This is a genomic window from Pseudoalteromonas sp. APC 3224, assembly GCF_030407535.1.
GTDB lineage: Bacteria > Pseudomonadota > Gammaproteobacteria > Enterobacterales > Alteromonadaceae > Pseudoalteromonas.
The window spans coordinates 83,210-105,862 of record NZ_JASDDF010000003.1; the positions used below are offsets into that span (position 1 = coordinate 83,210).

At 40.1% G+C, this 22,653-nt stretch carries 20 protein-coding genes; 7 read left to right on the plus strand and 13 right to left on the minus strand.

The annotated features are described in order from the left end of the window. Both QL989_RS02285 and QL989_RS02290 read right to left on the minus strand, forming a co-directional pair. Complete coding sequence (locus QL989_RS02285; protein ID WP_131691685.1) at nucleotides 1-381, minus strand: DUF3192 domain-containing protein; 381 nt, start codon at nucleotides 379-381, stop codon at nucleotides 1-3. A gap of 174 nt (nucleotides 382-555) precedes the next feature. Beyond that, nucleotides 556-1,500: a D-2-hydroxyacid dehydrogenase gene (locus tag QL989_RS02290; RefSeq protein ID WP_290167884.1), complete on the minus strand. Its 945-nt coding sequence runs from the start codon at nucleotides 1,498-1,500 to the stop codon at nucleotides 556-558. Nucleotides 1,501-1,940: 440 nt separating this feature from the next. Between QL989_RS02290 and QL989_RS02295 the strand changes: the two genes are divergently transcribed. Beyond that, complete coding sequence (locus tag QL989_RS02295) at nucleotides 1,941-3,074, plus strand: 1-acyl-sn-glycerol-3-phosphate acyltransferase (protein ID WP_178956577.1); 1,134 nt, start codon at nucleotides 1,941-1,943, stop codon at nucleotides 3,072-3,074. A gap of 98 nt (nucleotides 3,075-3,172) precedes the next feature. Then, complete coding sequence (locus tag QL989_RS02300; protein WP_138609136.1) at nucleotides 3,173-3,418, plus strand: DUF1289 domain-containing protein; 246 nt, start codon at nucleotides 3,173-3,175, stop codon at nucleotides 3,416-3,418. Here the strand turns inward: QL989_RS02300 and QL989_RS02305 are convergent. Next, complete coding sequence (locus QL989_RS02305) at nucleotides 3,415-4,113, minus strand: transporter substrate-binding domain-containing protein (RefSeq protein WP_178956576.1); 699 nt, start codon at nucleotides 4,111-4,113, stop codon at nucleotides 3,415-3,417. The two genes, QL989_RS02300 and QL989_RS02305, sit on opposite strands and share 4 nt — an antisense overlap. A gap of 222 nt (nucleotides 4,114-4,335) precedes the next feature. On the opposite strand from QL989_RS02305, the gene QL989_RS02310 reads away from it, so the two are divergent. The 3 genes from QL989_RS02310 to QL989_RS02320 are packed head-to-tail and all read left to right on the plus strand — an operon-like array spanning nucleotide 4,336 to nucleotide 9,482. Then, nucleotides 4,336-4,539 carry a DUF3283 family protein gene (locus QL989_RS02310; protein WP_008113353.1) on the plus strand — a complete coding sequence of 68 codons (204 nt, stop codon included), beginning with the start codon at nucleotides 4,336-4,338 and terminating at the stop codon, nucleotides 4,537-4,539. 12 nt (nucleotides 4,540-4,551) lie between these two features. After that, nucleotides 4,552-4,959 carry a GNAT family N-acetyltransferase gene (locus QL989_RS02315; RefSeq protein WP_138609142.1) on the plus strand — a complete coding sequence of 136 codons (408 nt, stop codon included), beginning with the start codon at nucleotides 4,552-4,554 and terminating at the stop codon, nucleotides 4,957-4,959. 17 nt (nucleotides 4,960-4,976) lie between these two features. After that, nucleotides 4,977-9,482, plus strand: coding sequence for an EAL domain-containing protein (locus QL989_RS02320; protein WP_290167890.1), 4,506 nt, complete (start codon nucleotides 4,977-4,979; stop codon nucleotides 9,480-9,482). A 26-nt stretch (nucleotides 9,483-9,508) separates the two neighbouring features. On the opposite strand, the gene QL989_RS02325 is transcribed toward QL989_RS02320, so the two are convergent. Both QL989_RS02325 and QL989_RS02330 read right to left on the minus strand, forming a co-directional pair. Beyond that, a complete protein-coding gene (locus QL989_RS02325) occupies nucleotides 9,509-10,453 on the minus strand; it encodes an ion transporter (protein ID WP_290167892.1) in 945 nt (314 codons plus the stop codon). Nucleotides 10,454-10,461: 8 nt separating this feature from the next. Beyond that, on the minus strand, nucleotides 10,462-13,128 hold the full coding sequence (locus QL989_RS02330; protein WP_290167894.1) for a bifunctional acetate--CoA ligase family protein/GNAT family N-acetyltransferase: 2,667 nt from the start codon (nucleotides 13,126-13,128) through the stop codon (nucleotides 10,462-10,464). Between the two features lie 380 nt (nucleotides 13,129-13,508). On the opposite strand from QL989_RS02330, the gene QL989_RS02340 reads away from it, so the two are divergent. After that, nucleotides 13,509-14,225, plus strand: a complete 717-nt coding sequence (locus tag QL989_RS02340; RefSeq protein ID WP_290167896.1) for an SIMPL domain-containing protein — start codon at nucleotides 13,509-13,511, stop codon at nucleotides 14,223-14,225. On the opposite strand, the gene QL989_RS02345 is transcribed toward QL989_RS02340, so the two are convergent. The 8 genes from QL989_RS02345 to QL989_RS02380 form a co-directional block, all read right to left on the minus strand. Continuing rightward, entirely contained in the window at nucleotides 14,217-14,876 is a 660-nt protein-coding gene (locus tag QL989_RS02345; RefSeq protein WP_290167898.1) for a hypothetical protein, read from the minus strand. The two genes, QL989_RS02340 and QL989_RS02345, sit on opposite strands and share 9 nt — an antisense overlap. A 465-nt stretch (nucleotides 14,877-15,341) precedes the next feature. Continuing rightward, the gene (locus QL989_RS02350; protein WP_290167901.1) at nucleotides 15,342-17,174 is read right to left on the minus strand and encodes a DUF885 domain-containing protein; all 1,833 of its coding nucleotides are present in this window, start codon (nucleotides 17,172-17,174) and stop codon (nucleotides 15,342-15,344) included. 84 nt (nucleotides 17,175-17,258) lie between these two features. Further along, on the minus strand, nucleotides 17,259-18,395 hold the full coding sequence (gene hemW, locus QL989_RS02355; RefSeq protein ID WP_290167904.1) for a radical SAM family heme chaperone HemW: 1,137 nt from the start codon (nucleotides 18,393-18,395) through the stop codon (nucleotides 17,259-17,261). Beyond that, entirely contained in the window at nucleotides 18,392-18,991 is a 600-nt protein-coding gene (locus tag QL989_RS02360; RefSeq protein WP_290167907.1) for an XTP/dITP diphosphatase, read from the minus strand. Before QL989_RS02360 ends, hemW begins: the two co-directional genes overlap by 4 nt. Before the next feature lie 2 nt (nucleotides 18,992-18,993). Then, nucleotides 18,994-19,437: a DUF4426 domain-containing protein gene (locus tag QL989_RS02365; protein WP_054201912.1), complete on the minus strand. Its 444-nt coding sequence runs from the start codon at nucleotides 19,435-19,437 to the stop codon at nucleotides 18,994-18,996. Between the two features lie 58 nt (nucleotides 19,438-19,495). After that, on the minus strand, nucleotides 19,496-20,029 hold the full coding sequence (locus QL989_RS02370) for a YggT family protein (RefSeq protein WP_008113334.1): 534 nt from the start codon (nucleotides 20,027-20,029) through the stop codon (nucleotides 19,496-19,498). A gap of 26 nt (nucleotides 20,030-20,055) precedes the next feature. Next, nucleotides 20,056-20,877, minus strand: coding sequence for a pyrroline-5-carboxylate reductase (gene proC, locus QL989_RS02375; protein WP_138609266.1), 822 nt, complete (start codon nucleotides 20,875-20,877; stop codon nucleotides 20,056-20,058). Nucleotides 20,878-20,894: 17 nt separating this feature from the next. After that, the gene (locus QL989_RS02380; RefSeq protein WP_290167910.1) at nucleotides 20,895-21,608 is read right to left on the minus strand and encodes a YggS family pyridoxal phosphate-dependent enzyme; all 714 of its coding nucleotides are present in this window, start codon (nucleotides 21,606-21,608) and stop codon (nucleotides 20,895-20,897) included. 2 nt (nucleotides 21,609-21,610) lie between these two features. Here QL989_RS02380 and QL989_RS02385 point away from each other — a divergent pair, with 2 nt between their 5' ends. Beyond that, nucleotides 21,611-22,651: a type IV pilus twitching motility protein PilT gene (locus QL989_RS02385; RefSeq protein WP_010391590.1), complete on the plus strand. Its 1,041-nt coding sequence runs from the start codon at nucleotides 21,611-21,613 to the stop codon at nucleotides 22,649-22,651. Nucleotides 22,652-22,653 lie beyond the last annotated feature (2 nt).

Below are 22,653 nucleotides of genomic sequence, written 5' to 3' on the forward strand. Positions count from 1 at the left end.
TTAATTTGTTAGCATCAATAACGCTGAACTACCAATACCCACTAATTTATCATTTTTGAAAACGAGCGGTGTACATTCATCTTTGGTCATTTTTCCATCTGAATGAATGCTGTGTGTTGCGTAGAACAAGACTTGGTAAACATCATCCTGTTTTTTTAACAATTCAGTGAAGTTAGGTGTTTTTAGTTGGTTTAATACCGACTGATACGAGCTATCCATTGCCAAGCCCGAAATGATTTCACGATTATTTTTATGTGTTGCTTGCCAACCTGAAGAGCTATTACCTGCCCAATGACCCTCTGCTTCGCCATCTGATACAGCGATTACACAACCCGTTAAAAAAGGAGCGGTAAGTGCAGCGATTAAAAGTGTTTTTTTCATTTTTTATTACCTTAGATGATTAATTAAAAACAATATAGCAAAGACTAGGCCAGTTTTTAAAGTCTTAAAAATCAATAGCTTGTTTTTATTGTGTTTGGTGGGGTGGTGGCTTTTTTTAAATATAAATCTAAAAAGCCACTTTTTAGTAATTTTGACTAAGTTACTTTTATGGCATTAAACCAAGCGGTTACGAGTCTCTTGTTGACTAAAGGCTGCAATATTTAAACTCACTTCTTTTACTAAACGCACGATAGATTCAGTGCTCGCCCACGCTATATGTGGGGTAAGTAGTAAGTTATCACCCGTATAATTAGCCAGAGGATTGGTCAGCTCAGCGGGCTCTTTGGTAAGTACATCAACGCCCGCACCGGCAATAATATTGGCTTTTAATGCTTCTACTAAGTCTGCTTCATTGATTATCCCGCCGCGTGCGGTATTAATAATTAGCGCAGTCGGTTTCATCATTTTTAATTCATTAAGTGTAATTAAGTCGCGTGTTTCATCATTAAGTGGGCAGTGAACGCTAATAATATCTGCTGTTTTTATTGCTGTTTCAAACGGGGTGCGTCCGTTGCGACACGCTGCGCCTTTACGCTCTGCAATAATTACATTGGCGCCAAACGCTTCAGCCACTTTAGATACTGCATTACCTAAAGTGCCACCACCAATAATGGCTAATGTTTTGCCCTGGATGTCATTAAAGTTGTAATCCAGTCGACAAAACATCTCACTTTTTTGCCACGCGCCTTGCTGACAATCTGCTTGATAGCGGTGAGTATTACCTAATAAGTTAGTGATCAACGAAAAGGTATGCTGAACAACAGAAGGGGTCGAATAACCGGCAACATTAGTAACTGCTATGCCTAAGTCTTTCGCGGCATTTAAATCAACATTATTGGTACCCGTTGCACTAACACAAATGAGCTTTAATGATTTTAATTGCATCATAGTGTCACGATTAATCACCACTTTGTTGGTGATTAAAACTTCTGCATTTTGGCTATGCGCTAATACTTGTTCAGGGCTAGTTAGCTGATGCACTGTGAGCTCTCCAAGTGCTGAAATACCATCCAGTGACGTGTTTGCCAGTGTTGCGTTATCAAGAATTGTTATATTCACGGTGTGTCCTAATATGTGTATGTGTTAGAGAGGGAGTAACCTCTGTACGCAGATAAAAAGATCATTATTTAATTGAATGTTATAGATTTATTTAGACTTAGCTTATTGTGTTCACATTAACAGGAGTAAAGTCATATTTAAATGTGGTCTGCCCACTGAGGGTTAACTTGCATGTTATTATGACCAACTGCCTTGCTAAGTTAACTTGAACAAAGTGCTATTAGTAAGGTCTATCCATTTGAATTAATAATTAATAGCTATAGTTTATACACATGAGCGGTTAATCTGGCAATGATGCTCAGTACTAAACTATAACGCTATGAAAACTCAGTAAATCGAACTTTAGTATTGCTAGTTTCGTATTTTTGCTTGAGTTATAATCAAAATCAGACATAACGGGGCGTTTTCGCGCGCCGTTTTTAACTTTGTAGATGCAGTAAATGATAGAACTAGAAGATAAGTACGCAGATATAAGACCTTACAATGACGATGAAGTTGCCGCCTCATTAACGCGATTAATTAACGATAATGCGTTTCTTGATGTGATAGCAAAGTATAATTTGCCACGCTTTATATCCGCAGTTGGGTTTTTAGCACGCGCTATAATAAAGCATCAGTTGCGTAAAAAATGGGGCAAAGTTAAAACAGTTGAAGATGTACAAAATGAAGTTGCACATTACTTAAATAAATTAGTAAACCGCACCACATCAAACGTTACTTTTTCGGGCTTAGAGGCGTTAGACCCTGATCAAGCCTATCTTTTTGTTTCAAACCACAGAGACATTGTACTCGATCCTGCATTGGTTAATTGGGGCCTTTTTCAGCATAAAATGAAAACCGTGAGAATTGCGATTGGTGATAACTTACTGCAAATCCCATACATTACTGAGCTTATGCGTTTAAATAAAAGTTTTATTGTAAAACGCTCAGCTAAAGCTCCAAAGGAGATGTTAAAAGCGCTGACTCAATTATCGGCTTATATTTATGACTCACTCAGCAGTGGGCATTCTATTTGGATTGCTCAAAAAGAAGGCCGTGCCAAAGATGGTGTAGATCAAACCGATCCCGCACTATTAAAAATGCTGCAACTAAATGGACGTAAACAAAAGAAAGAATTTGGCGAATACATTAAAGAACTAAAAGTGGTGCCGGTTGCAATATCTTACCAATATGAACCCTGTGCAATAGCTAAGGCAAAAGAGCTTTACCATAAACAGCATCATGGTAAATATGTGAAATCGGCGGGTGAAGATATTGCTAGCATTGTTGAAGGTTTTAGTTCAGCCAAAGGGCATGTGCACTTATCGTTTGGCCAGCCTATTCAGTCAGATTGCGATAGTGCCGATGAATTGGCAAAAACCATTGATAAGCAAATAATTGATTCGTTTTATTTGCACCCAGGCAATTATATTGCCGGTGGTTGTACTGAAGCGGTTATAAATAAAAATGATGCAGCACAATTTGCAGAGCGTTTAGCAAAAGTGCCAGAAGAATTAAGATCTTTGGTACTAGCGATGTACGCCAAACCGTATCATAGAAAAACACAAGTAGATGAACAAAGCTGTGAACATTAATTAACAGCTAAGATAAAAGCAGCAATTAATTGGCTGCTTTTTTTTTGCACAAAAATAGCGCTATACTCAAGCTATGCTTTTTTAGACTGGAGGGTTTGATGCAACAAATTGAAATATTTGATATTCCTAGCCCTTGTAAAGGTATTTGCTTGGTTAATAATCGAGGCTACTGCAAAGGATGTTATCGCAGTCGTGATGAGCGATTTTCGTGGAATTCGTTAACCAATGCCCAAAAAAAGAAAGTATTGAGCCTATGCCAACAACGCTATAAACGTTATTTACAGCAAAAAAATAAAGCTGAGCAAACCGCTTCGCCAACACGGCAGCAAGGCTTTGATTTTTAAAATTGTAGTTTGTACTTTGACCTGAGTTTAGCTACCGTGCCATTGTTGTGTAATTTCTTAAGTGTAGTCTCAAGCTGCAAAGCAATACTCGCATGGCTATTATGTAAATAATGATAAAGCGGGTAGGTAGCAACCACTTGTTTTTCATAGCAACCTAAAGCAGGAGGAATAGTTTTATTGGCCATCGCAAAATCAATTAGTAATGCAGCTTCTACTTTTTGCTGGATCAGTAAATTTAATTGAGTGGTATTATTTTTTACTTCAATAACCTCGCCTTGAAAATCAATACTGTCTAAATATCGTTGTTGCACAGGGTAGCTGGCTATAATAGCAACGCTATCCATTGTTTTAGTAGAGCTGGGTTCACAGTGCTTATAAAGCTCAAGACTAAATTTAAATAACGGGTAATTAACTCGAATTAAGTTTTTGTAAGCACTTTCAATACTAATATCACGAGCAAGCTGCCCATCTAACATGCCATTATTTGCCGCAAATAATGCATTCTGGCGATTAAAATCGATAATATTTAATTTAAAGCCTATATCTGCATACGCTAATTGTAATAGCTCAATAGTATAATTTGCTTGCTGGGTGTTCTGCGGGCGATTAAATGTATAGCTGTAACTATGGCCAAATGACGGATTGCTAAAAACTAAACCTATTAATACAAGTAGTCCTTTAGAGTATTTAAACACGTCAGTATTTCCAGTCTATTAGAGGCAAATGAGTAGGTGGGTATAATAACAAATTGGCTGTGTTTTGCCCAGTTTCTAGTCATGATCTAGCAAAGTCTATCTTTAACAATTATTGATCCCCTTAGATTATTTACGGCAGATTCTTTTTATTCGCTATAGAGTTAGTTTATTATAAGTTTAAACGTATAATCTAAGTTTTATCGGGCCAGTGAAAGGGGTAATATGAGTTATAACCTGTGTGATTTACCACGAGAGCAAAAGTATCAAATTCAGTTAGACTACGAAGCTTCATTTTGGGCATATCAAATTAAGCGTGGCAAGAAAACGCGTGAACAAGTTTACGACACCCTGCATAGTCGTCCTGTTGCGGAGCAAGGTTTTTTAAAGCAAAAGTTTGAGCAATATTTGGCACTTATGCTAAGTTAGAGTTTACTTGCTATGGTTGTTATAAAACAATTAGAACCAGTTAAAACGCCCTTAATAAACAAGTTTTATACCTTACATAAAGTTCGCGGTCGCGCAAATAAACAAGACCAACTGTGGGTCGCTTACGATAACCACACGATGATTGCGGCGTGCCGCTTACAACATAAACCGACTTTTTTATTTTTATCGACTGTTTTTGTGGCCCCTGAATACCGCTCAACTGGTGTTGCAACAAAGCTGTTAAGCACGCTTTTAAATCAGCAAACCGACGTTGTTTACACATTCGCTTACCAACATATTACTGATTTTTATCAGGCACTTGGTTTTAACCAGGTGTTAACATATACTCCTGAGTTATTAACGCTATTTGATGCATACAAGCACCGCAATATTATTGCATTGAAATATCAGCAACCCTAAATCAGCATAGGAAACACATGGGCATCTGTATTAATAGGTTTATCACAGCCATGTTTGTGCTATTTATGCTCATAAGCCTCGCTGCAACAGCGCAAGTAAAAAGGCTATCCCCGAGCGAAGGGTTATCTCAAAGCTACGTTAATACTATGCTTATTGATAATAATGGCTATTTATGGCTCTCTACTGAAGGAGGGTTAAATCGCTACGACGGCTATCAGGTTATTCCAATTAATGGCCCAAATGGTGAGTTAGAAGAGACCATTATTGATCGCATATACCAAGATCCAGAAGGGCAAATTTGGATTGCTTCCTTGTTAGCGGGGCTTTTCAGGTATGACCCGCAAACAAATACCTATCAGCAGTATCTAAAAAAGCCAGTGACAGAAGAGCAAATTCTTCAGCAGTCTGTTTTTACTATGTTGGCCACAGATGATAAATCCTTGTGGATTGGACAAGGGCGAGTGTTTGCAAAACTTGATATAGCCAGTGGCTCTATTACTCCTTTATTTAAGCTGCCTGAGCAATTTGAAAATGCATTTGTACGTACCTTGTTTCATTACAATGGCTATATCTTTATTGGCAGTACAGACGGTGCTTATGTATTTAATATTGCAACGCAACAAGTACGCCCTCTAGAGCATTTAAGCGAAACCGATGTACACATCTATCAAAACAATGTGAAGTCATTTGCACTGGGTGATAGTAATCAGTTATTGGTTGGGGCTGTTAAAGGTTTATACGCTGTTGATATTAGCAATATAGAGGCATTGTTTAATAATAATGAGCAGTCATTTACAAATGAAAAGCTGCTGGCTGATTTAAATGTTTGGGATATAGATAATCAGCAGGGGGTTCTTGATTTAGCAACAGACAAAGGTCTGCTCAGCTTTAATTTGACCACCAAAACGGTGGTTAAAAATAAACGTATTCAACAAAGTAAATACACCCTTGCCGATACCAGCATTATTGATATGGTAAAAGATAAATCAGGCGGTATGTGGCTTGCGACTAAAACTGATGGTGCTTTTTATTTATCGGGAGACAACTATAAGTTTTATAATGTAGAGGGAAATGCTCTGGGAGGGGATGGATTTTCGCATCACTCAGTCTGGGCAATTAAACAATTCCAAGATAAGTTATGGTTAGGTACCCATAATGGTTTAACTGCGGTTGATATAAAAAATAACACCTCAACGGTGTATTTAAAAGATTATAAAGTTGATTTACTAACCACAGAATTTACTATTTTCAAAATTATGCCTTACAAAAATAAACTTTGGTTACAAACAAACCGAGGGCTGTTTATTTTTGACCCCCAAACCCAGCAGCTTACTCAACCTAAAACTGCCAGCCCCAAGAACCAAATATTTTTAAACGACTGGATGCATGGTATTGCCTTGTTAGAAAATGGTGATTTATATTTTGTTCACCCTGATCATGGCATGTTTAAATATAATATTGATAGCCTGATTTTAACCCCATTAAAAGGCGAATTTTCCCAATTTGACCCGTTCTTAGCACATGGCTTTTTACCGCCGTTGCCCTCTCAGCCAAAGTGGCCGCTATTTTTTAGTGGTGGGGTGTTATACCAGTTTAATCCTGATGAGCTCAGTTTAAATACGCTTTATAAAGTACCCAAACATCATGACAATGTTGCAGTGAGAATTCTTTCGTATGTTGAAGACAGGCAAGGGATTCTATGGCTCTCTTTATCTAACTTTGGTTTGATTGGAATTGATGCCAGCAGCTATGAATTAGTGCATACCATTGATTTAGATAAAAATAAATTAGGCACACTATTATACGATATGGTGCTAGATGAAGAGGGAATGATTTGGATGAGTAGTCATAAAGGAATATGGCGACTAAACCCTAACACTATTCATTTTCAGCAGTTTACTACATCAGACGGGGTGCTTTCTGCTGAATTTAATAGTGGTGCTATGGCAAAATTAAATGATGGACGAATTGCCTATGGTAGCCTTAAAGGCTTTACCTATTTTGATCCCAAAGAGAATAAAAATAGCCAAGGTTTGTTAGAACATGTCAACATTACTCGCATTAATTTAATGTCTCGAAATTTGTCGATTAACTTACAACAGCCATTAAAAAATATTACTTTAAATCATGATGATATAGGGCTTGAAATTGCGTTCTCAGCGATGTCATTCAGTTTTCAAGAACGTATTATTTATGAATATCAGCTCGATAAAGGTAAAAAAAGTTATACCCGTAATAATCGCGTGGTGTTTCCTAAATTAAACCCCGGTAGCTACCAGTTAAAAGTCTGGGCAAAGGATCCGTTGACGGGTGAGTATACTCCGCCAGCAACGTTAAATATTAAAGTGAAATACCCGTTATGGCGGGCCCCTTACTTTTTAGCACTTTATGCTATTTTGTTGATCACTGTAGTGACTGCATGGGTGATGAGACGTAACAAAATACAGCGTATTTTATTAGCTGCACACAAAGAAAGCCAAGATAGCGAGGCGCGCTTAAAGCTTGCACTAGAGGGGAGTGAATCGGGGGTATGGGATTGGCAAGCAAATCAGTTAAATATTTATCAGCCAAGGTTAGTCAACGAATTAGGTTATGCGGAAGACTCAGTCAGTTTAGATGACTACTTAGATAAAGTTCACCCACAAGAGCGTGCTATTTTTAGGTTAGAGTGGTTAGAATTTTTATCAACTGACAAAGGATATTTTAACTGTACTTACCGATTGCGTCATGCCAAAGGTCATTGGCGCTGGTACAAAGACTTTGGCAAAGTGGTTGAATGGAATGAAACAACTCCGCAAAAAGTAGCGGGTACGTATACCAATATGACACGCGAGATGGCATTTGAAGAACACGCTCGACTATTTACTGCCGCGTTTGAGCAGACTCGAGATTGGGTGTTTATTTTAGATAAAAACTTTAATATACGTGCTTCAAATAAGTCGCTACAAGCGGCTTTTGCTTTATCGGCAGAGCCTCGTTCAACTCGCTCACTTAATTTAGGTATGACTCGCAGTAGCTATTTTGATTATTTACGCATTATGCAAAAACTTGAAGTAGGTGAGCATTTCTCATGTGAAGATACTGTGGTATTGGCTAATAAGGAACAGCGCCATGTGTTAGTAAAAATAAGCGCTGTAGCGGATGAAAGCCAAAGATTAAGCAGTTATGTGGTTATTTTAACGGATATTCATGCCCAAAAGTCAGCTGAGAATGAGCTACATTTATTAACTAATTACGATTCATTAACGGGTTTGCCAAACAGAACTCTGTTTAACGACCGAGCTATGCATGCCATAGATCAAGCGCGTCGCCATCACAGTAAAGTCGCTTTAATACACGTAAATATAAAACGCTTTAAATACTTTAATGACTCATTTGGGACAGAAAGCGCTGATGAGATCATTAAGCTGGTGGCAAATCGTTTAAAAATAGCATTGCGTCCCTGTGATAGCGTAGCGCGTTTAAGTGGTGGTGAATTTGTTATTTTAGTTGAAGATATTCAACAAATAGAAGAAGTATTACTTATATGCACCAAGCTTATGGATTGTGTGAGTAAAGACATTGCTATGAATAACCAAAGTGTGAAGGTTCATCTAAGTATTGGGGTGGCGCTTTTCCCTGATGACGCGACGTATTATAAAGCGCTGTTAAAAGCATCAAATGTGGCGCTCTATTATGCTAAAGATGGTTTAGAAGGTGGTTACAAGTTTTACAAACAAGAAATGAATCAAAAAATTGAAAGGGCGCTGCATTTAGAGTCGCAATTGATCAAAGCGTATCATGAGCACGAGTTTTGTAATTACTATCAACCTATAATTAGTACATCTACACAAAGAACGGTAGGCTTTGAGGTGTTATTACGCTGGCCTGAAAATCAGCTAGCTAGTACGCAAGAGTTTGCAAATGTGGCTGAAAATATTGGTTTAATTACCAAAATTATGCTGCAAACATTTAAACGAGCACTTGTACAATTAGTGCGTTGGCGCACAGTTAACCCCGATTTATATTTATCAATTAATTTATCAGCACTTGATTTTGAGTTTGCTGAGCTTATGCCTGAAATTCGCCAGGCATTGAGTAATGCGGCACTACCGCCTGAGGCTATTGTATTTGAAATAACAGAGTCTATTTTAATGAGAGACTCAGAGTATGCGCTTAAAAATATGGATGCACTAAAGCAGCTCGGATGTAAATTATACATGGATGACTTTGGAACAGGTTATGCTTCATTAACGTATTTAAAGCGCTTCCCCATTGATGTATTAAAAATTGATCGTAGTTTTGTACAAGATATTGGTATTGATTCGGATAATGAAGCGATTATTCAATCCACGCTGACTTTAGCCAGCAGTTTAGGTAAAGAGTGTATTGCTGAAGGGGTTGAAAGCGCACATCAACTGGCCTTCTTAAAAGCTCAAGGTTGCAGCTACTTTCAAGGTTATTTGTTCAGTAAAGCGGTGCCTAAAGAGCAAGTGCTTGAGCTCATTGAACGCGATTGGCAGCCTGTATTTTCACAAGCTTAAAGCGCCTCAGCTTTGTGTATGTGTTATTAAGGGCGCTTACCACAATGGCGACAAAATAAATGTGAGCTGCGTTTATTAAGTTCCGCTTTTATTGCTTTATTAGCTTCTAACTTACTTAACCCGAGTTTGTAGCGAAGATCTTCTAGGTGATGTAATTGCTCGTCGGAGAGTTTACCGTCGGTTATTTGCTCATGGGTGGCATCTTCAAATAACTGACGACGTTTACGAACTTGCTCTGAAAAGCTCGACGCTAATAAACCAGTGGGTATAGCCACCATGCCCATGCTTACTAGAGTGATGACACCACCAAACAGCTTACCAATGGGTGTTATTGGCACAACATCACCATAGCCTACAGTCGTAAGTGTTGCCATTGCCCACCACATTGCGGCCGGAATTGAGCCAAACTTGTCTGGTTGAATGTCATGTTCTAATAAATAAATACCGCATGAAGCTAAAATAAGTACTACTGCCATAATAAAAAATGCAGCCAATAATGAACTTGCTTCATCAATAAATGCCTGTAATAACAGCTGCATAGCCCGTGAATAACGAGTGAGCTTAAATACTCTTAATAAACGTAGTACGCGTAAAAAACGCAAGTCTAAAGCAAAGAAAAGCATTAGCAGGCTTGGCAAAATGGCGATTAAATCGATGATAGCCAGTGGTGATAAAATATAGCGGATCCGCTTTTGTGTATTGGAGCAATCCATAGAGGCGTATTTTACTCTATCTACACAGGTCCAAGCACGTATTAGGTATTCAGCACTAAATATGGCAACCGATACCAGCTCTAACATTAAAAATTCGTTGTAGTACTCAGTGGCAATGCTGTTCACTGATTCGAGTACGATGGCCACCACATTTATCATAATAATAGTGATTAGTAGGGCATCTAAAAAGTGACCGGCCCGTTGGTACTTACCTGAAGACTCAAATACTTGGTTGATGGTTTGTCTAAGTTTCTGCATAATAATTATTATAATGTGAGTAACATATTGATACTGCCTTCTTCAAAATCACGACTAATTTTAAATCCGAGTTTACGAGCCAGCTCAATCATGCCAGTGTTTTCAGGTAGGGTGATCCCCTCAACGGTTTTTACCCCTTGGCGCTTACAATGAGAAATTGCTGCATTCATTAAAATACGTCCTAATCCAAGCCCTTGGCAATCAGAACGTACTACAATAGCAAACTCTGCTTGTAAGTTATCTGGGTCCATAATCACTCGTGAAACCCCTAAGGTATGCTGTTGCTCGTCTTGTGTTTGGGTAACAATAAACGCCATTTCGCGGTCGTAATCAATTTGCGTCATTTTCGCGAGTTGATCGTGGTTAAATTGTGGTAACTCACCAAAAAAGCGTTTATACCTATCTTCTTTAGTTAATGACTGGTCAAACGCTTGATGTGCTTGCTCATCTTCAGGTTTGATTGGTCTGAGCGTTGCTAAGGTATTATTTTTTAAAGTGACTTGTTCAACTAGTTCAATAGGGTAAGGACGAATAGATAAACGTTTTCGATGTGCTTGAGCCTGATACTGATTCAAATTCATGGTGGCATCAAGTACTAAAAACTGGCCATTACTAGCTAGAATAGGATTTAGCTCTAACGAGGTGATATCCGGTTGATCTACGACCAATTGAGAAATTCGAGTTAGTAGTGAACACAAGCGATATTTATCTACTTTTTCTGGCAGAACACGATCTTTAAGTACGCCTTTATCATGGGCGGCGGCAATTAAATATTTAGCTAGGTTCATATTCAGTGGTGGCAAAGCGACTGCGGCTTGTGCATATTCAAGCCCTGTACCGGCTTCACCTAATAAAATAACCGGCCCAAAATTAGGCTCTGTTTTAATGGCTATACGCAGCTCGTTAGCTCCCGCTCGAGGTGCCATTTTTTGTAACGAAAAACCATCAATTATGGCATCAGGGTAGGTGTTCTTTATTCTTAACAGCATGGCAAATGCGGTTTGCTCTACCTCTTGCGCATCATTGAGGTTTAGTACGACACCGCCGACTTCAGACTTAGAGGGAATACTGGGGCTAATCAATTTCAATGCCACCGGAAAGCCCAGCTCTATTGCTTGCTCTTTGGCTTCGGTTGGAGTGTAGGCAACTTCAGTTTGAATACAGTCAATGCCGTAACTACTTAAAATATGACTTGCTTGATGGGTTGATAAGTAATGTTGTTCATCATTTAAAAACTCTTTTATAGTCGCTTTCGCTGCTGCTTTATTAATAGTGGCATCGTCAGTATTTGATTCTGGCGTTTGAGTTAAATGCTTTTGGTTACGACGGTAGCTTACTAAGTGCATAAAGGCGCCTACCGCCCCTTCTGGGGTACGATAGGTAGGGATGGCGTTATTAGCGCAGATGCGTCTTGCAGCAAAAGCAGCATCTTCTCCCATAAAATTAGTAATTACATACGGGCGTGCCATTTTCGGTAATTTATTTAGTGCCTCAACAATAACCTGAGCGTAATTTTCACTTGGGGCCAAAGCTGATGGAGTGTGGATGATCAGTAAGTTTTTAACTTCTTTAGCATTTAGTAATATTTCTAACGCATGCTTATAACGCACTGGCGCAGAATCGCCAAAAATATCGACCGGATTGGCAGCGGTGTCTGAATGCGGGATCACTTTATTAAGTGCTTCGCGAGTTTCATCACTGAGCTGAGCAAGTTTTCCTGAGCTTTGAATGAGTTCATCAACCGCCATCACTCCAGGGCCGCCACCATTGGTTAATATGGTAAGTTGCTCTACTTGCAGTAACTTAGGATGCATTGCCAAGGTTTGGGTGGCGGCAAAGAGCTCACGTAAGTCGTTTACTCTTAGCATACCCGCACGTTGAAACATGGCATCATATACCGCATCTGAGCTTTGTTTTCCGCCGGTGTGTATTTCAGCGGCGAGAGCCCCTGCGCTGGTTCTGCCAGTTTTAATAGCAATAACAGGTTTAGAAAATGCGGCTGCTCGAGCGGCAGAAATAAAGCTGCGGATATCATCAATATTATCGATGTACAGTAAGATGGCTTTGGTTTTAGCATCACGGCCTAAAAAGTCGAGTATTTCGTCAAACTCAATATCTAAACAATCCCCCATAGATACAAAGTATGAAAAGCCAATTTCTTTATTTTTTGCCCAATCAAGAATAGTTGCGCAAACTGCTGCAGATTGCGATACAAAAGCCAGTTTACCTGGCGTGGCAACAGTATGAGAAAAGCTTGCATTTAAGCCTATATGCGGAATAAGTAACCCTAAGCAATTTGAGCCAAGCAAGGTGACGTTATGCTTAGCTGCGCTCTCTTTGAGTGCCTTTTTTTGAACTGTGGTTAAGCCATCCGCAATAATAATGGCACTATGACAGCCAAGTGTACCTAGCTGCTCAATAATTTTCATTAAGGTGTTTTTATTGGTACAGATAACGGCTAAATCAGGCACTTTAGGTAAGGCTTCAATACTGGGGTAAGCCAATACGCCATGTACCGCTGTATGATTTGGGGTAACGGGCATAATAGGCCCTTTAAAGCCACCTTGCAGTAAGTTACGCATTACCACATTACCCGCGCGAGTGGCGGTGTTTGATGCCCCAATAACAGCGACAGAGCTTGGGTTAAAAAACTGGTTAATACGTTTTAGACTCATTGCGTTTCCTTGGCTGATTAAGTTTTGCGTTCTGTACTGTCTCAATGTAACCTGTTTATTGTGTTTTTTCGAGCGTGAACATGCTTATTATTGATATTAGGGTCTGTTGACCTTTCAAGGTTAAACTTGCAGCAGTCTGTTTGGTATTTAGGCAAGGCAGAGCCTATGTGGTGTGGTTATTCCCCATAAATAGGCGATAACGCAGCATAAATGCCAAACAGGCGCTGCCCGAAGGGTTCTGCCTAGGGGCGATTTACTCTTTGTTGCTCGGTTTTTACTTAGCCCACTAGGTTACAAACCTCGCGCCGCGATTAAATCGCCCCTAGTTTGAACAAGTTTTAATCCGCAAAGGTCAACAGACCCTAATCAAGGAGAGTGAAGTGAATAAAATATCGAATGTAACCGTTGTTATGGCAGCAGTTTGTTTAAGCATCGGCTTAATTGCATTGGGCTTTATCATCAAAGGAGCTGCGCTTGATATTAAAGGCATGGAGCGCACTGTTCAGGTAAAAGGCTTAGCAGAGCGTGAAGTGGTCGCTGATACTGTTATTTGGCCGCTGCAGTTTAATGACGCCGATAACAACCTTGAAAAGCTTGTTGAGCGAGTTGAGCAAAAGAACGATGCCGTAATTGCCTTTTTAAAGCTACATGGCTTTGACGATGAAGAAATATCGACAGGCACTCAATCTATTATTGATAAGCAAGCGCGTGAATACGCGAACGACAATCAAACGTTTAGATACGTTATTAGCTCAAATATTATTGTTTATTCTAATGCCCCCGATAAAGTTAAAAATGCACTGAGTAAAGTGAGTCAGTTAGCTAAACAAAATATAGCCATAGTCCAAGATAACTATCAAACTCGTATTGAATATATTTTTACTGGGCTTAACGATATAAAACCTGCCATGGTGCAAGAGGCCACAGAAAAAGCCCGTGAAGTAGCAAATAAATTCGCGAAAGATTCAAACTCCCTTTTAGGTAAAATTAAAACCGCACGGCAAGGGCAGTTTAGTATTAACGATCGGGACTCAAACACACCGCAAATTAAAAATGTACGCGTGGTTACCAGCGTAGAATATTACTTATCAGATTAGTGCCGCTACTTGTTCAGTAGAGCGCTGTAAATATGCGGCGCTTAACAGCAAGGTAATTTCGCTTGGAGGGGCGTTTTTTAATACCTCAAGCAATTGTAATTTTGCCGTAGGATTTTGTTTTTGTTCTATTTCCATTAATGCCAGTAAGGCTGAAAACTCATGTTTTACCGGTATGTTGGGCTTATGTGCATAAACGATATAGCTGGCCACAGGAGTGAGCCCGTACTGATTGATTTGCGCCAATGCATGCAGTAACTCTTCATTAGATTCAAATAACATTAACGAGCGAACATAGTTAAAAGGCAATTGACTCGGCGCTGCGTGCTTGAACACATTATGTAACACGTTATTGCCATGGCTATCTGTACTAATAAAGCCTTTATTTAATTTAAGCGCAGGAGTAAAAAAGCTCAGTGCATCTAAACTGGTTAGCTGTTCAATAAACGGCGCTGGTGGCGTATTGCTCGCTAAAATTCGCACGGCAATGTTTTGCATAAAATCGTATTTAATACTCATGCGTAACGCGCTTTCAAACAGGTAATTAAGCTGCATCACTTTTTGAGCGTCAGTAAGCTTTTTAAAGTCGTTATCAAGCTCATCAAACTGTTGTTGTTTAATACGCGCATTGAGTAGCTGTATGCTTAGATCCATTCTGTTCTCCTTGAATACCTACTTTATCCTAGCTTAATTTTTTGCTTTATAAAACAAAAGGCCGCAATTGCGACCTTTTATATGTTTAAGTAGTTACTAGGGTCTGTTTACCTTTGTAGATTGAAATTTGTTCAAACTAGTGGCGGTTTAATCGCGGCGCGAGGTTTGTAACCTAGTGTGCTCGATAACTGCTCCTGCGTTATTCTACTGGCTTACATCCATGTAAGAATAAGTAAAAACCGAGCAAAGCTTCCGCGTCCTGCTCACGCCCCTTACCTACATCCATGTAGGCAACAAAGAGTAAATCGCCCCTAGGCAGAACCCTCCGGGCAGCGCCTGTTTGGCATTGATGCTGCGTTATCGCCTATTTATGGGGAATAACCACACCACATAGGCTCTGCCTTGCCTAAATACCAAACAGACTGCTGCAAATTTAACCTTGAAAGGTCAACAGACCCTAGATAATTAAGCTTGTTTGCTAGCAACCCACTCATCAACAAAGTTTTCTAGAACGTTTAATGGTACAGGGCCATTTTTAAGCACTACGTCGTGGAATTGACGAATGTCAAACTTGTCGCCAAGCTGCTTTTTAGCCGCTTCACGTAGTTCTAAAATTTTCAGCATACCCACTTTGTAAGCCGTTGCTTGTGATGGCATTACAATATGACGCTCAACCATTTTTACACCGTCAGAAGTGGCGTTAGGAGTGTTGTTAACGTAGTAATCAATACCTTCTTGGCGAGTCCACTTCATTGCGTGAATACCGGTATCAACTACTAGACGACAGGCACGCCATAACTCCATAGCTAAACGACCAAAATCTGAATATGGGTCTTCATAAAGGCCCATTTCTTTTGGTAGTAACTCTGAGTATAAACCCCAACCTTCAATGTAGGCTGTGTAACCACCAAATTTACGGAACTTAGGCACGCCTTCTAATTCTTGTGAAATAGCAATTTGCATGTGATGACCCGGAATACCTTCATGGTAAGCGAGAGCTTCCATTTGGTAAGTTGGCATTGCTTCCATGTCGTATAGGTTGGCGTAGTAAATACCTGGGCGAGAACCATCTGGGGCAGGTTGTTGATAAAACGCTTTACCTGCCGCTTTTTCACGGAAAGCTTCAACACGTTTTACTATCATGTCGGCTTTTGGCTTTACAATAAACAGCTCATCTAAGCGTGTTTTCATGTTATCAATTAAGCCTTTAGCTTCACTTAGGTACTGCGCTTTACCCGCTTCAGTATTAGCAAGGTAGAATTGCTTGTCGGTTTTCATAAACTGCATAAAAGCGTTTAAGTCGCCCTCAAAGCCAACTTTATCTTTAATAGCACGCATTTCATCATGAATACGTGACACTTCGGCAAGACCAATAGCATGAATTTCTTTTGCAGTAAGGTCTGTCGTAGTTGTACGTTTAAGCGCGTTATTGTAAAACGCTTCGCCATCAGGGAATTTCCAAGCACCGTCACGGTCATCAGCACGTTTTTCTAGCTGTGCAATGTAGTTAATTAACTTAGAGTAAGCAGGTTTAACTGCTGTTTTTAATGAATCAGTCGCTTTACTAATAAGTGCATCTTTTTCAGCTTGGTCGATTTCTAATGCATTTACTTTACGTTTAAAGTCAGCTAATAGCGTAGAATCTTCACCTTGTTCAAACGGCGCACCTTTAATGATGTTTTTGCTTGAATCAATCACGTGTGGAAATACAAATTTAGGTGCAATAATGTTTTTATCGGCGCGAATTTCTAAGCCGGTAATCAGTTGATCGAATACACCCGGTACCCCATTTAAACGGGCAATGTAATCGTTGGCTTCTTTTACGTTGCTAATTTGATGCTGGTTAATTAAAAAAGCCGGCACCATAGAATGTGTACCAAACATTTGGTTTACTGGGTAGTTATGGTAACGCCATTTAAAATCAGCAATGCTGGCTTCTAAATCTTGTTTTTTTAAATCATAACTTACTTGAGTAGCTGCATCTAATTGCACACGGTCAATGCTGTTGAGGGTGACCAAATCGGCTTTAGTTTGCGCCAAGTCTTTAAGCGCTTTTTCTTCGCTGTTGTCATCCCATTTATCGTAATCTTTTTTGATGCCCATATAGGTTTGATAAACTGGGCTGCTCATTACATCACGATTAAAAGTGTCTTCAAAAAAAGCATTCGCTTTATCAATTTCACTTTGTACCGGTTGAGCTTGAACCGCCGGTGCAGGCGTTGATTGTTGTGTTGCTTGTTGGCAACCAGCAAGCAGTGCCACGCTTACCGTGGCAGCAATTAGAGTAAGTTTACGCATTCGTTTCCCTTTTGTTGTTAGAAACCCATTAGGGTATTTTAATTTTTCATGTATTTACTTTACATGCGCATAACGCCAAAAGCGTTATACGAACAATTCTAGCAGGTCATTTAAAAAGCGATGGCCTTTAAGGCTTACTTGCCAATGGCCGTCTTTTTCTATTAATAAACCTGTGTTAATGGCTTTATTCAAAGCCGCTTGTTGGCTTTGTAATGGCTGATTAGTCAGTGCACTGTAGTCTTCAATCGGGCATGGCTCTGTTAAACGAAAGCGATTCATAAAAAATTCAAACGCTAAGTCGTCTTGTTCTACTTGCCAGCTTTTGTACAAGTAGGGCTTAATAATGTCCATGTAGCCCCGTGGATGTTTAACCTTTTCAGTGCGTGTTATCACCCCCGTTTTCGCATCAGTGACCTTACCATGGGCGCCACAGCCAATACCAAGATAATCGCCAAACCGCCAATAATTCAAGTTATGTTGGCATTGAAAGCCCGGTTTTGCATACCCCGATATTTCGTATTGCTGATAGCCTGCTTGTGCTAATAATGCTTGGCCTTGTTCTTGAATATCCCATAAGGTCTCATCTTGCGGCAACGTGGGCGGTTTTGAAGCAAATTGTGTATTAGGCTCAATGGTGAGCTGATACCAAGAAATATGTGGAGGGCTCAGGGCAATAATTTGTTTTAAATCACTTAGTGCGTCATCGAGGGATTGCCCTGGTAAGCCATGCATTAAATCAAGGTTAAAGCTATTCAACCCTGCTTCACTAGCTTGTTGTGCTGCATAACAGGCCTCATCGGCACCATGAATTCGGCCTAAGGCTTTTAACTTATCATTTTGCATGCTTTGCACGCCAATAGAGATACGGTTAATCCCTGCTTTTACATAATCTTTAAAACGGCCAGTTTCGACTGTGCCCGGGTTTGCTTCAAGGGTTATTTCACAGTTATCGCTTAAACCAATTAGGCTATCTATTTCATTGAGTAAAAGGGTATATGCCGCGCCGGTTAATAGGCTTGGCGTGCCGCCGCCAATAAAAATACTGTGAATTTTTCGCCCTTGTACTAAGTGTAAATCAGCTTTTAAATCGTCAATTAAGTGCTGTACATATTCAGCTTCAGGGATGTCACCTTTTTGCCCGTGGCTATTAAAGTCGCAGTAAGGGCACTTTTGCACGCACCAAGGCACGTGCACATATAAACTCAGTGGAGGAAGGTTCACAGGCCGCCTTTGTGTTTTAACTCTTGTAGTAATTTATTAAGTGCTTGCCCACGGTGGCTTAGTGCATTCTTCTGCTCTTTTGTAAGCTCTGCACTGGTACAATTTTCTGATGGTACAAAAAAGATAGGATCGTAACCAAAGCCACCTTTACCGTGTTGGCTAAGGGTAATTTCGCCCTCCCAGCTAGCACTGCAAATAAGTGGAGTAGGGTCGTCGGCATGACGCATTAGTACCAACACACACCAAAAGCGAGCGCTGCGATTAGGGTTGTTGCCTAAATCAGCCAGTAATTTATCGATATTATCTTGATCGCTTGCGCTATTTCCTGCAAAACGAGCAGAGTAAACACCGGGTGCGCCATTCAGGCCATCAACTTCTAAGCCTGAATCATCTGCAATAGCAGGCAGTCCGGTAATTTTAGCCGCATGACGCGCTTTAATTATCGCGTTTTCTACAAACGTGGTGCCTGTTTCGGCTACGTCACTGACATTAAAGTCGCTTTGCGGTACAACATTAATATTAAGTGAGCTGAGCATGTTAGCCAGCTCATTCACTTTTCCGGGGTTGCCGGTTGCAAGAACTAAGGTGTTGGTCATATTTAATCTACGTAAAATTTTTGCTTAAACTTTAATGTTTGAAACTGATTACCTTGTTGGATTTCAATTTCAAAACGTAAAATCTCTTCGTTGGTGTAATCTACTTGTGCTAGGTAATAAATTGAATCGCCTTCAACGACTTCTTTAAAGTTAAGGGTTTGCTTGTTACCTAATAAGTTTTTAGCGGTACCTTGTAATGTCGCTTTTTGAGCGGCTTTATCAGCATCATTTTTTAATATTGAAATATTAACAATGCCTTTATAGCCACTACGCTCAAGGTCATAGGCTTTAGCTATTTGCGGTTGAATAAACGTTGATGGAAAGGCTATGTAATGAACTTGCCAAGGGCCTAGCTCTTTGTATTGAGCGCCTTGTTCTTGAGCGCTGTGTGCATTAAATGCTAAAGCGAGACAAGCAATAAAACAAAACTTTATTAAACGTTGCATGGTTAACTCCTGAGTATGTAAAAAAGAGGCGCTAGGCCTCTTTTATATTACGTTGTGCTTAAGCTAAAAGGTCCATTAGCAGCATTTGTAAAAACTGAATGCCGATGATCAGTACCAATACCGATAAGTCTAAGCCTCCTAGTGGAGGTAAGATTTTACGGATCGGCTTTAACATTGGCTCAGTAAGCTGATGGAATACCGCTTCAATTGGGTTATAGCCTTGGCTTACCCAGCTTAAAATAGCGCGGATGATTAACACCCAAAAGACTAAATTTAAACCTTCTTTTAAAACAGTTATTAGCGCCTGTATAAGCACAGGTTGAATAGCCCAAGAGCTATAAATAAGCCACATTAATGTACTTATTTTTGCCGCAGCCACTATAAATGCCAGCAACAAAGAGGCTAAATCAAGCCCGCCTAGCCCTGGAATGATTTTTCGCAGCGGGTTAACTGCAAACGAAGTGGCTTTGACCACAAATTGGCTCATCGGGTTGTAAAAGTCGGCTTTTGCCCACTGTAGCCAAAAACGCAGTAGTACCACCATTAAAAATAGATCAAACAAGGTGCTAATTAAAAATTGCATGGCATTCATAGTATAACCTTCAATAAAAAATGGTTTTAAAGTTCTTGTTCCATTTGCACTGCACGCGCAATACACGCATCCATTGCATCACCCACAGTTTGGGTTAAACCTTGCGCTTTTAAATGCTCAACAGCTGCATGCGTGGTACCGCCTTTTGAGGTTACATTGGCGCGAAGTTGCGAAATGCTAATATCTGGTTGGCTAAGTGCCATTTCAGCTGCGCCTAGCGCTGTTTGCTGTACTAAGCGACGCGCGTCTTCATCATTAAAGCCAAGTGCTTTCGCTTTTTCTTCAATCGCTTCCATAAATAAGAAAAAGTAAGCTGGCGATGAGCCTGTCACAGCAATGATATCGTTAATTTGCGATTCTTGCTCTACCCACACAACTATACCTGTACATTCAAAAACTTGTTGTACAAATTCATGTTCGCTTTGCGTTTCGCCAGCGCCATACAAGCCCGATACACCACGGCCAAGTAACGACGGTGTATTTGGCATACAACGCACCATTTTCACATCTTGGCCAAGCATTTCACGTAAGCGTTTAACGGTTAGACCTGCAGCGACTGAGATAAATAATTTATCACTAAAGTCGATGCCTGAATCTTGAAATGATTGGCATAAATCGCCCATCATTTGTGGTTTAACAGACAGAACAATGACATCTGCATCGCGCATAGCTTCGTTATTATCACTGGTGGTTTGCACCTTAAAGTCGGATGCTACCTTGGCTAGTTTTTCTTGGTTGCGGTTAGTTGCAATAATATTGTTTGCGTTAAAGCCGTTTTTTACCATGCCACCAATGATGGCGTAGCTCATATTACCTGTGCCTATAAATGCGATTTTTTTATCTGACATATGTCTGTTATCACCTTTTAAGTTCGTGTTCCAAAAATATCTGTGCCGATCCTCACCATGGTTGAACCTGCCGCTATGGCAGTCTCTACATCGTTACTCATCCCCATCGACAACGTATCTATATGAGGATATTGGGTCTGTAGTTTATCAAAGCAAGTTTGTAATTGCTCAAAATATTGAATTTGCGTGTTAGCATCGTCACTTTTTGCAGGAATAGCCATTAGTCCGCGTAATTTTAACTGTGAACACTGACTTATAAATTGCGCTAGTTGGTCAATCTCTTCTATGGTACAGCCTGATTTAGCATCTTCTGCGCTAATATTAACTTGTATCAGTACATTAAGAGCTGGCATTTCCTGTGGGCGCTGAGCGTTTAAGCGTTTTGCTATTTTTAGTCTATCGACGCTTTGTACCCAGTTAAAATTAGCAGCCACCAAAGCGCTTTTATTTGACTGTATAGGGCCAATGAAATGCCAAACAATATCGCTAAATGTGGCTAGTTGCGCTATTTTATCTACAGCTTCTTGAACATAAGATTCACCAAATTGGCGTTGCCCTTGCTCATAAGCTGCCATAATATCAGAGGCGGGTTTGGTTTTAGATACTGCAAGTAACGTAATGTCGTTACTATTACGCTGTGCATTTTGCGCTGCCTCTGCAATTCTAGCGTAGGCGGATGTGAGTCGTTCTGCTATTGTAACCATATATTTATCAGTTAGTTGTGGAGTCATAAATGGATATCACCGAATTATTGGCATTTAGTGTGCAACATAAAGCATCAGATTTGCACTTATCATCAGGGGTGTCACCTATGATACGTGTTGATGGTGATGTGCGACGTATTAATATACCAGCACTTGGAGATAAAGAAGTCAGCAGTCTGGTTTATGACATTATGAACGATAACCAGCGTAAGGACTATGAACAAAATCTCGAAGTGGATTTTTCTTTTGAAGTCCCTAATTTAGCACGTTTTCGTGTAAATGCCTTTAACTCTAATCGTGGTCCTGCTGCCGTGTTTCGTACTATCCCGAGTGATGTATTGACACTTGAAGATTTAGGCGCGCCGGAAATATTCAAACAAATTTCAGATAACCCACGAGGCTTAGTATTAGTTACCGGCCCTACAGGCTCAGGTAAGTCGACTACACTCGCAGCCATGGTGGACTATATAAATCAAAATAAACATCATCATGTACTGACCATTGAAGATCCTATCGAATTTGTGCACGATAATAAACTCAGCTTAATTAACCAGCGTGAAGTTCACCGCGATACACATAGTTTTTCTAATGCCTTGCGAAGTGCATTGCGTGAAGACCCTGATGTTATTTTGGTAGGTGAGTTACGAGACTTAGAAACTATTCGCCTTGCTATGACTGCTGCTGAAACTGGTCACTTAGTGTTTGGCACTTTGCATACCACGTCGGCACCTAAAACCATTGACCGTATTATTGACGTATTTCCTGGTGAAGAAAAAGACATGATCCGCTCTATGCTTTCTGAATCATTGCGTGCGGTTATCTCACAAACACTGATCAAGAAGGTCGGTGGAGGGCGAGTAGCTGCACACGAAATCATGTTGGCAACGCCTGCTATTCGTAACTTAATTCGTGAAGATAAAATTGCTCAAATGTACTCATCGATTCAAACCGGTGCGTCGCAGGGCATGCAAACCATGGATCAATGTTTAACAAACCTTGTTAACAGAGGCATTATCACTCACTCAGCGGCGTATACAAAAGCACAAGATAAGACGCAGTTTAGCGCTTAAGG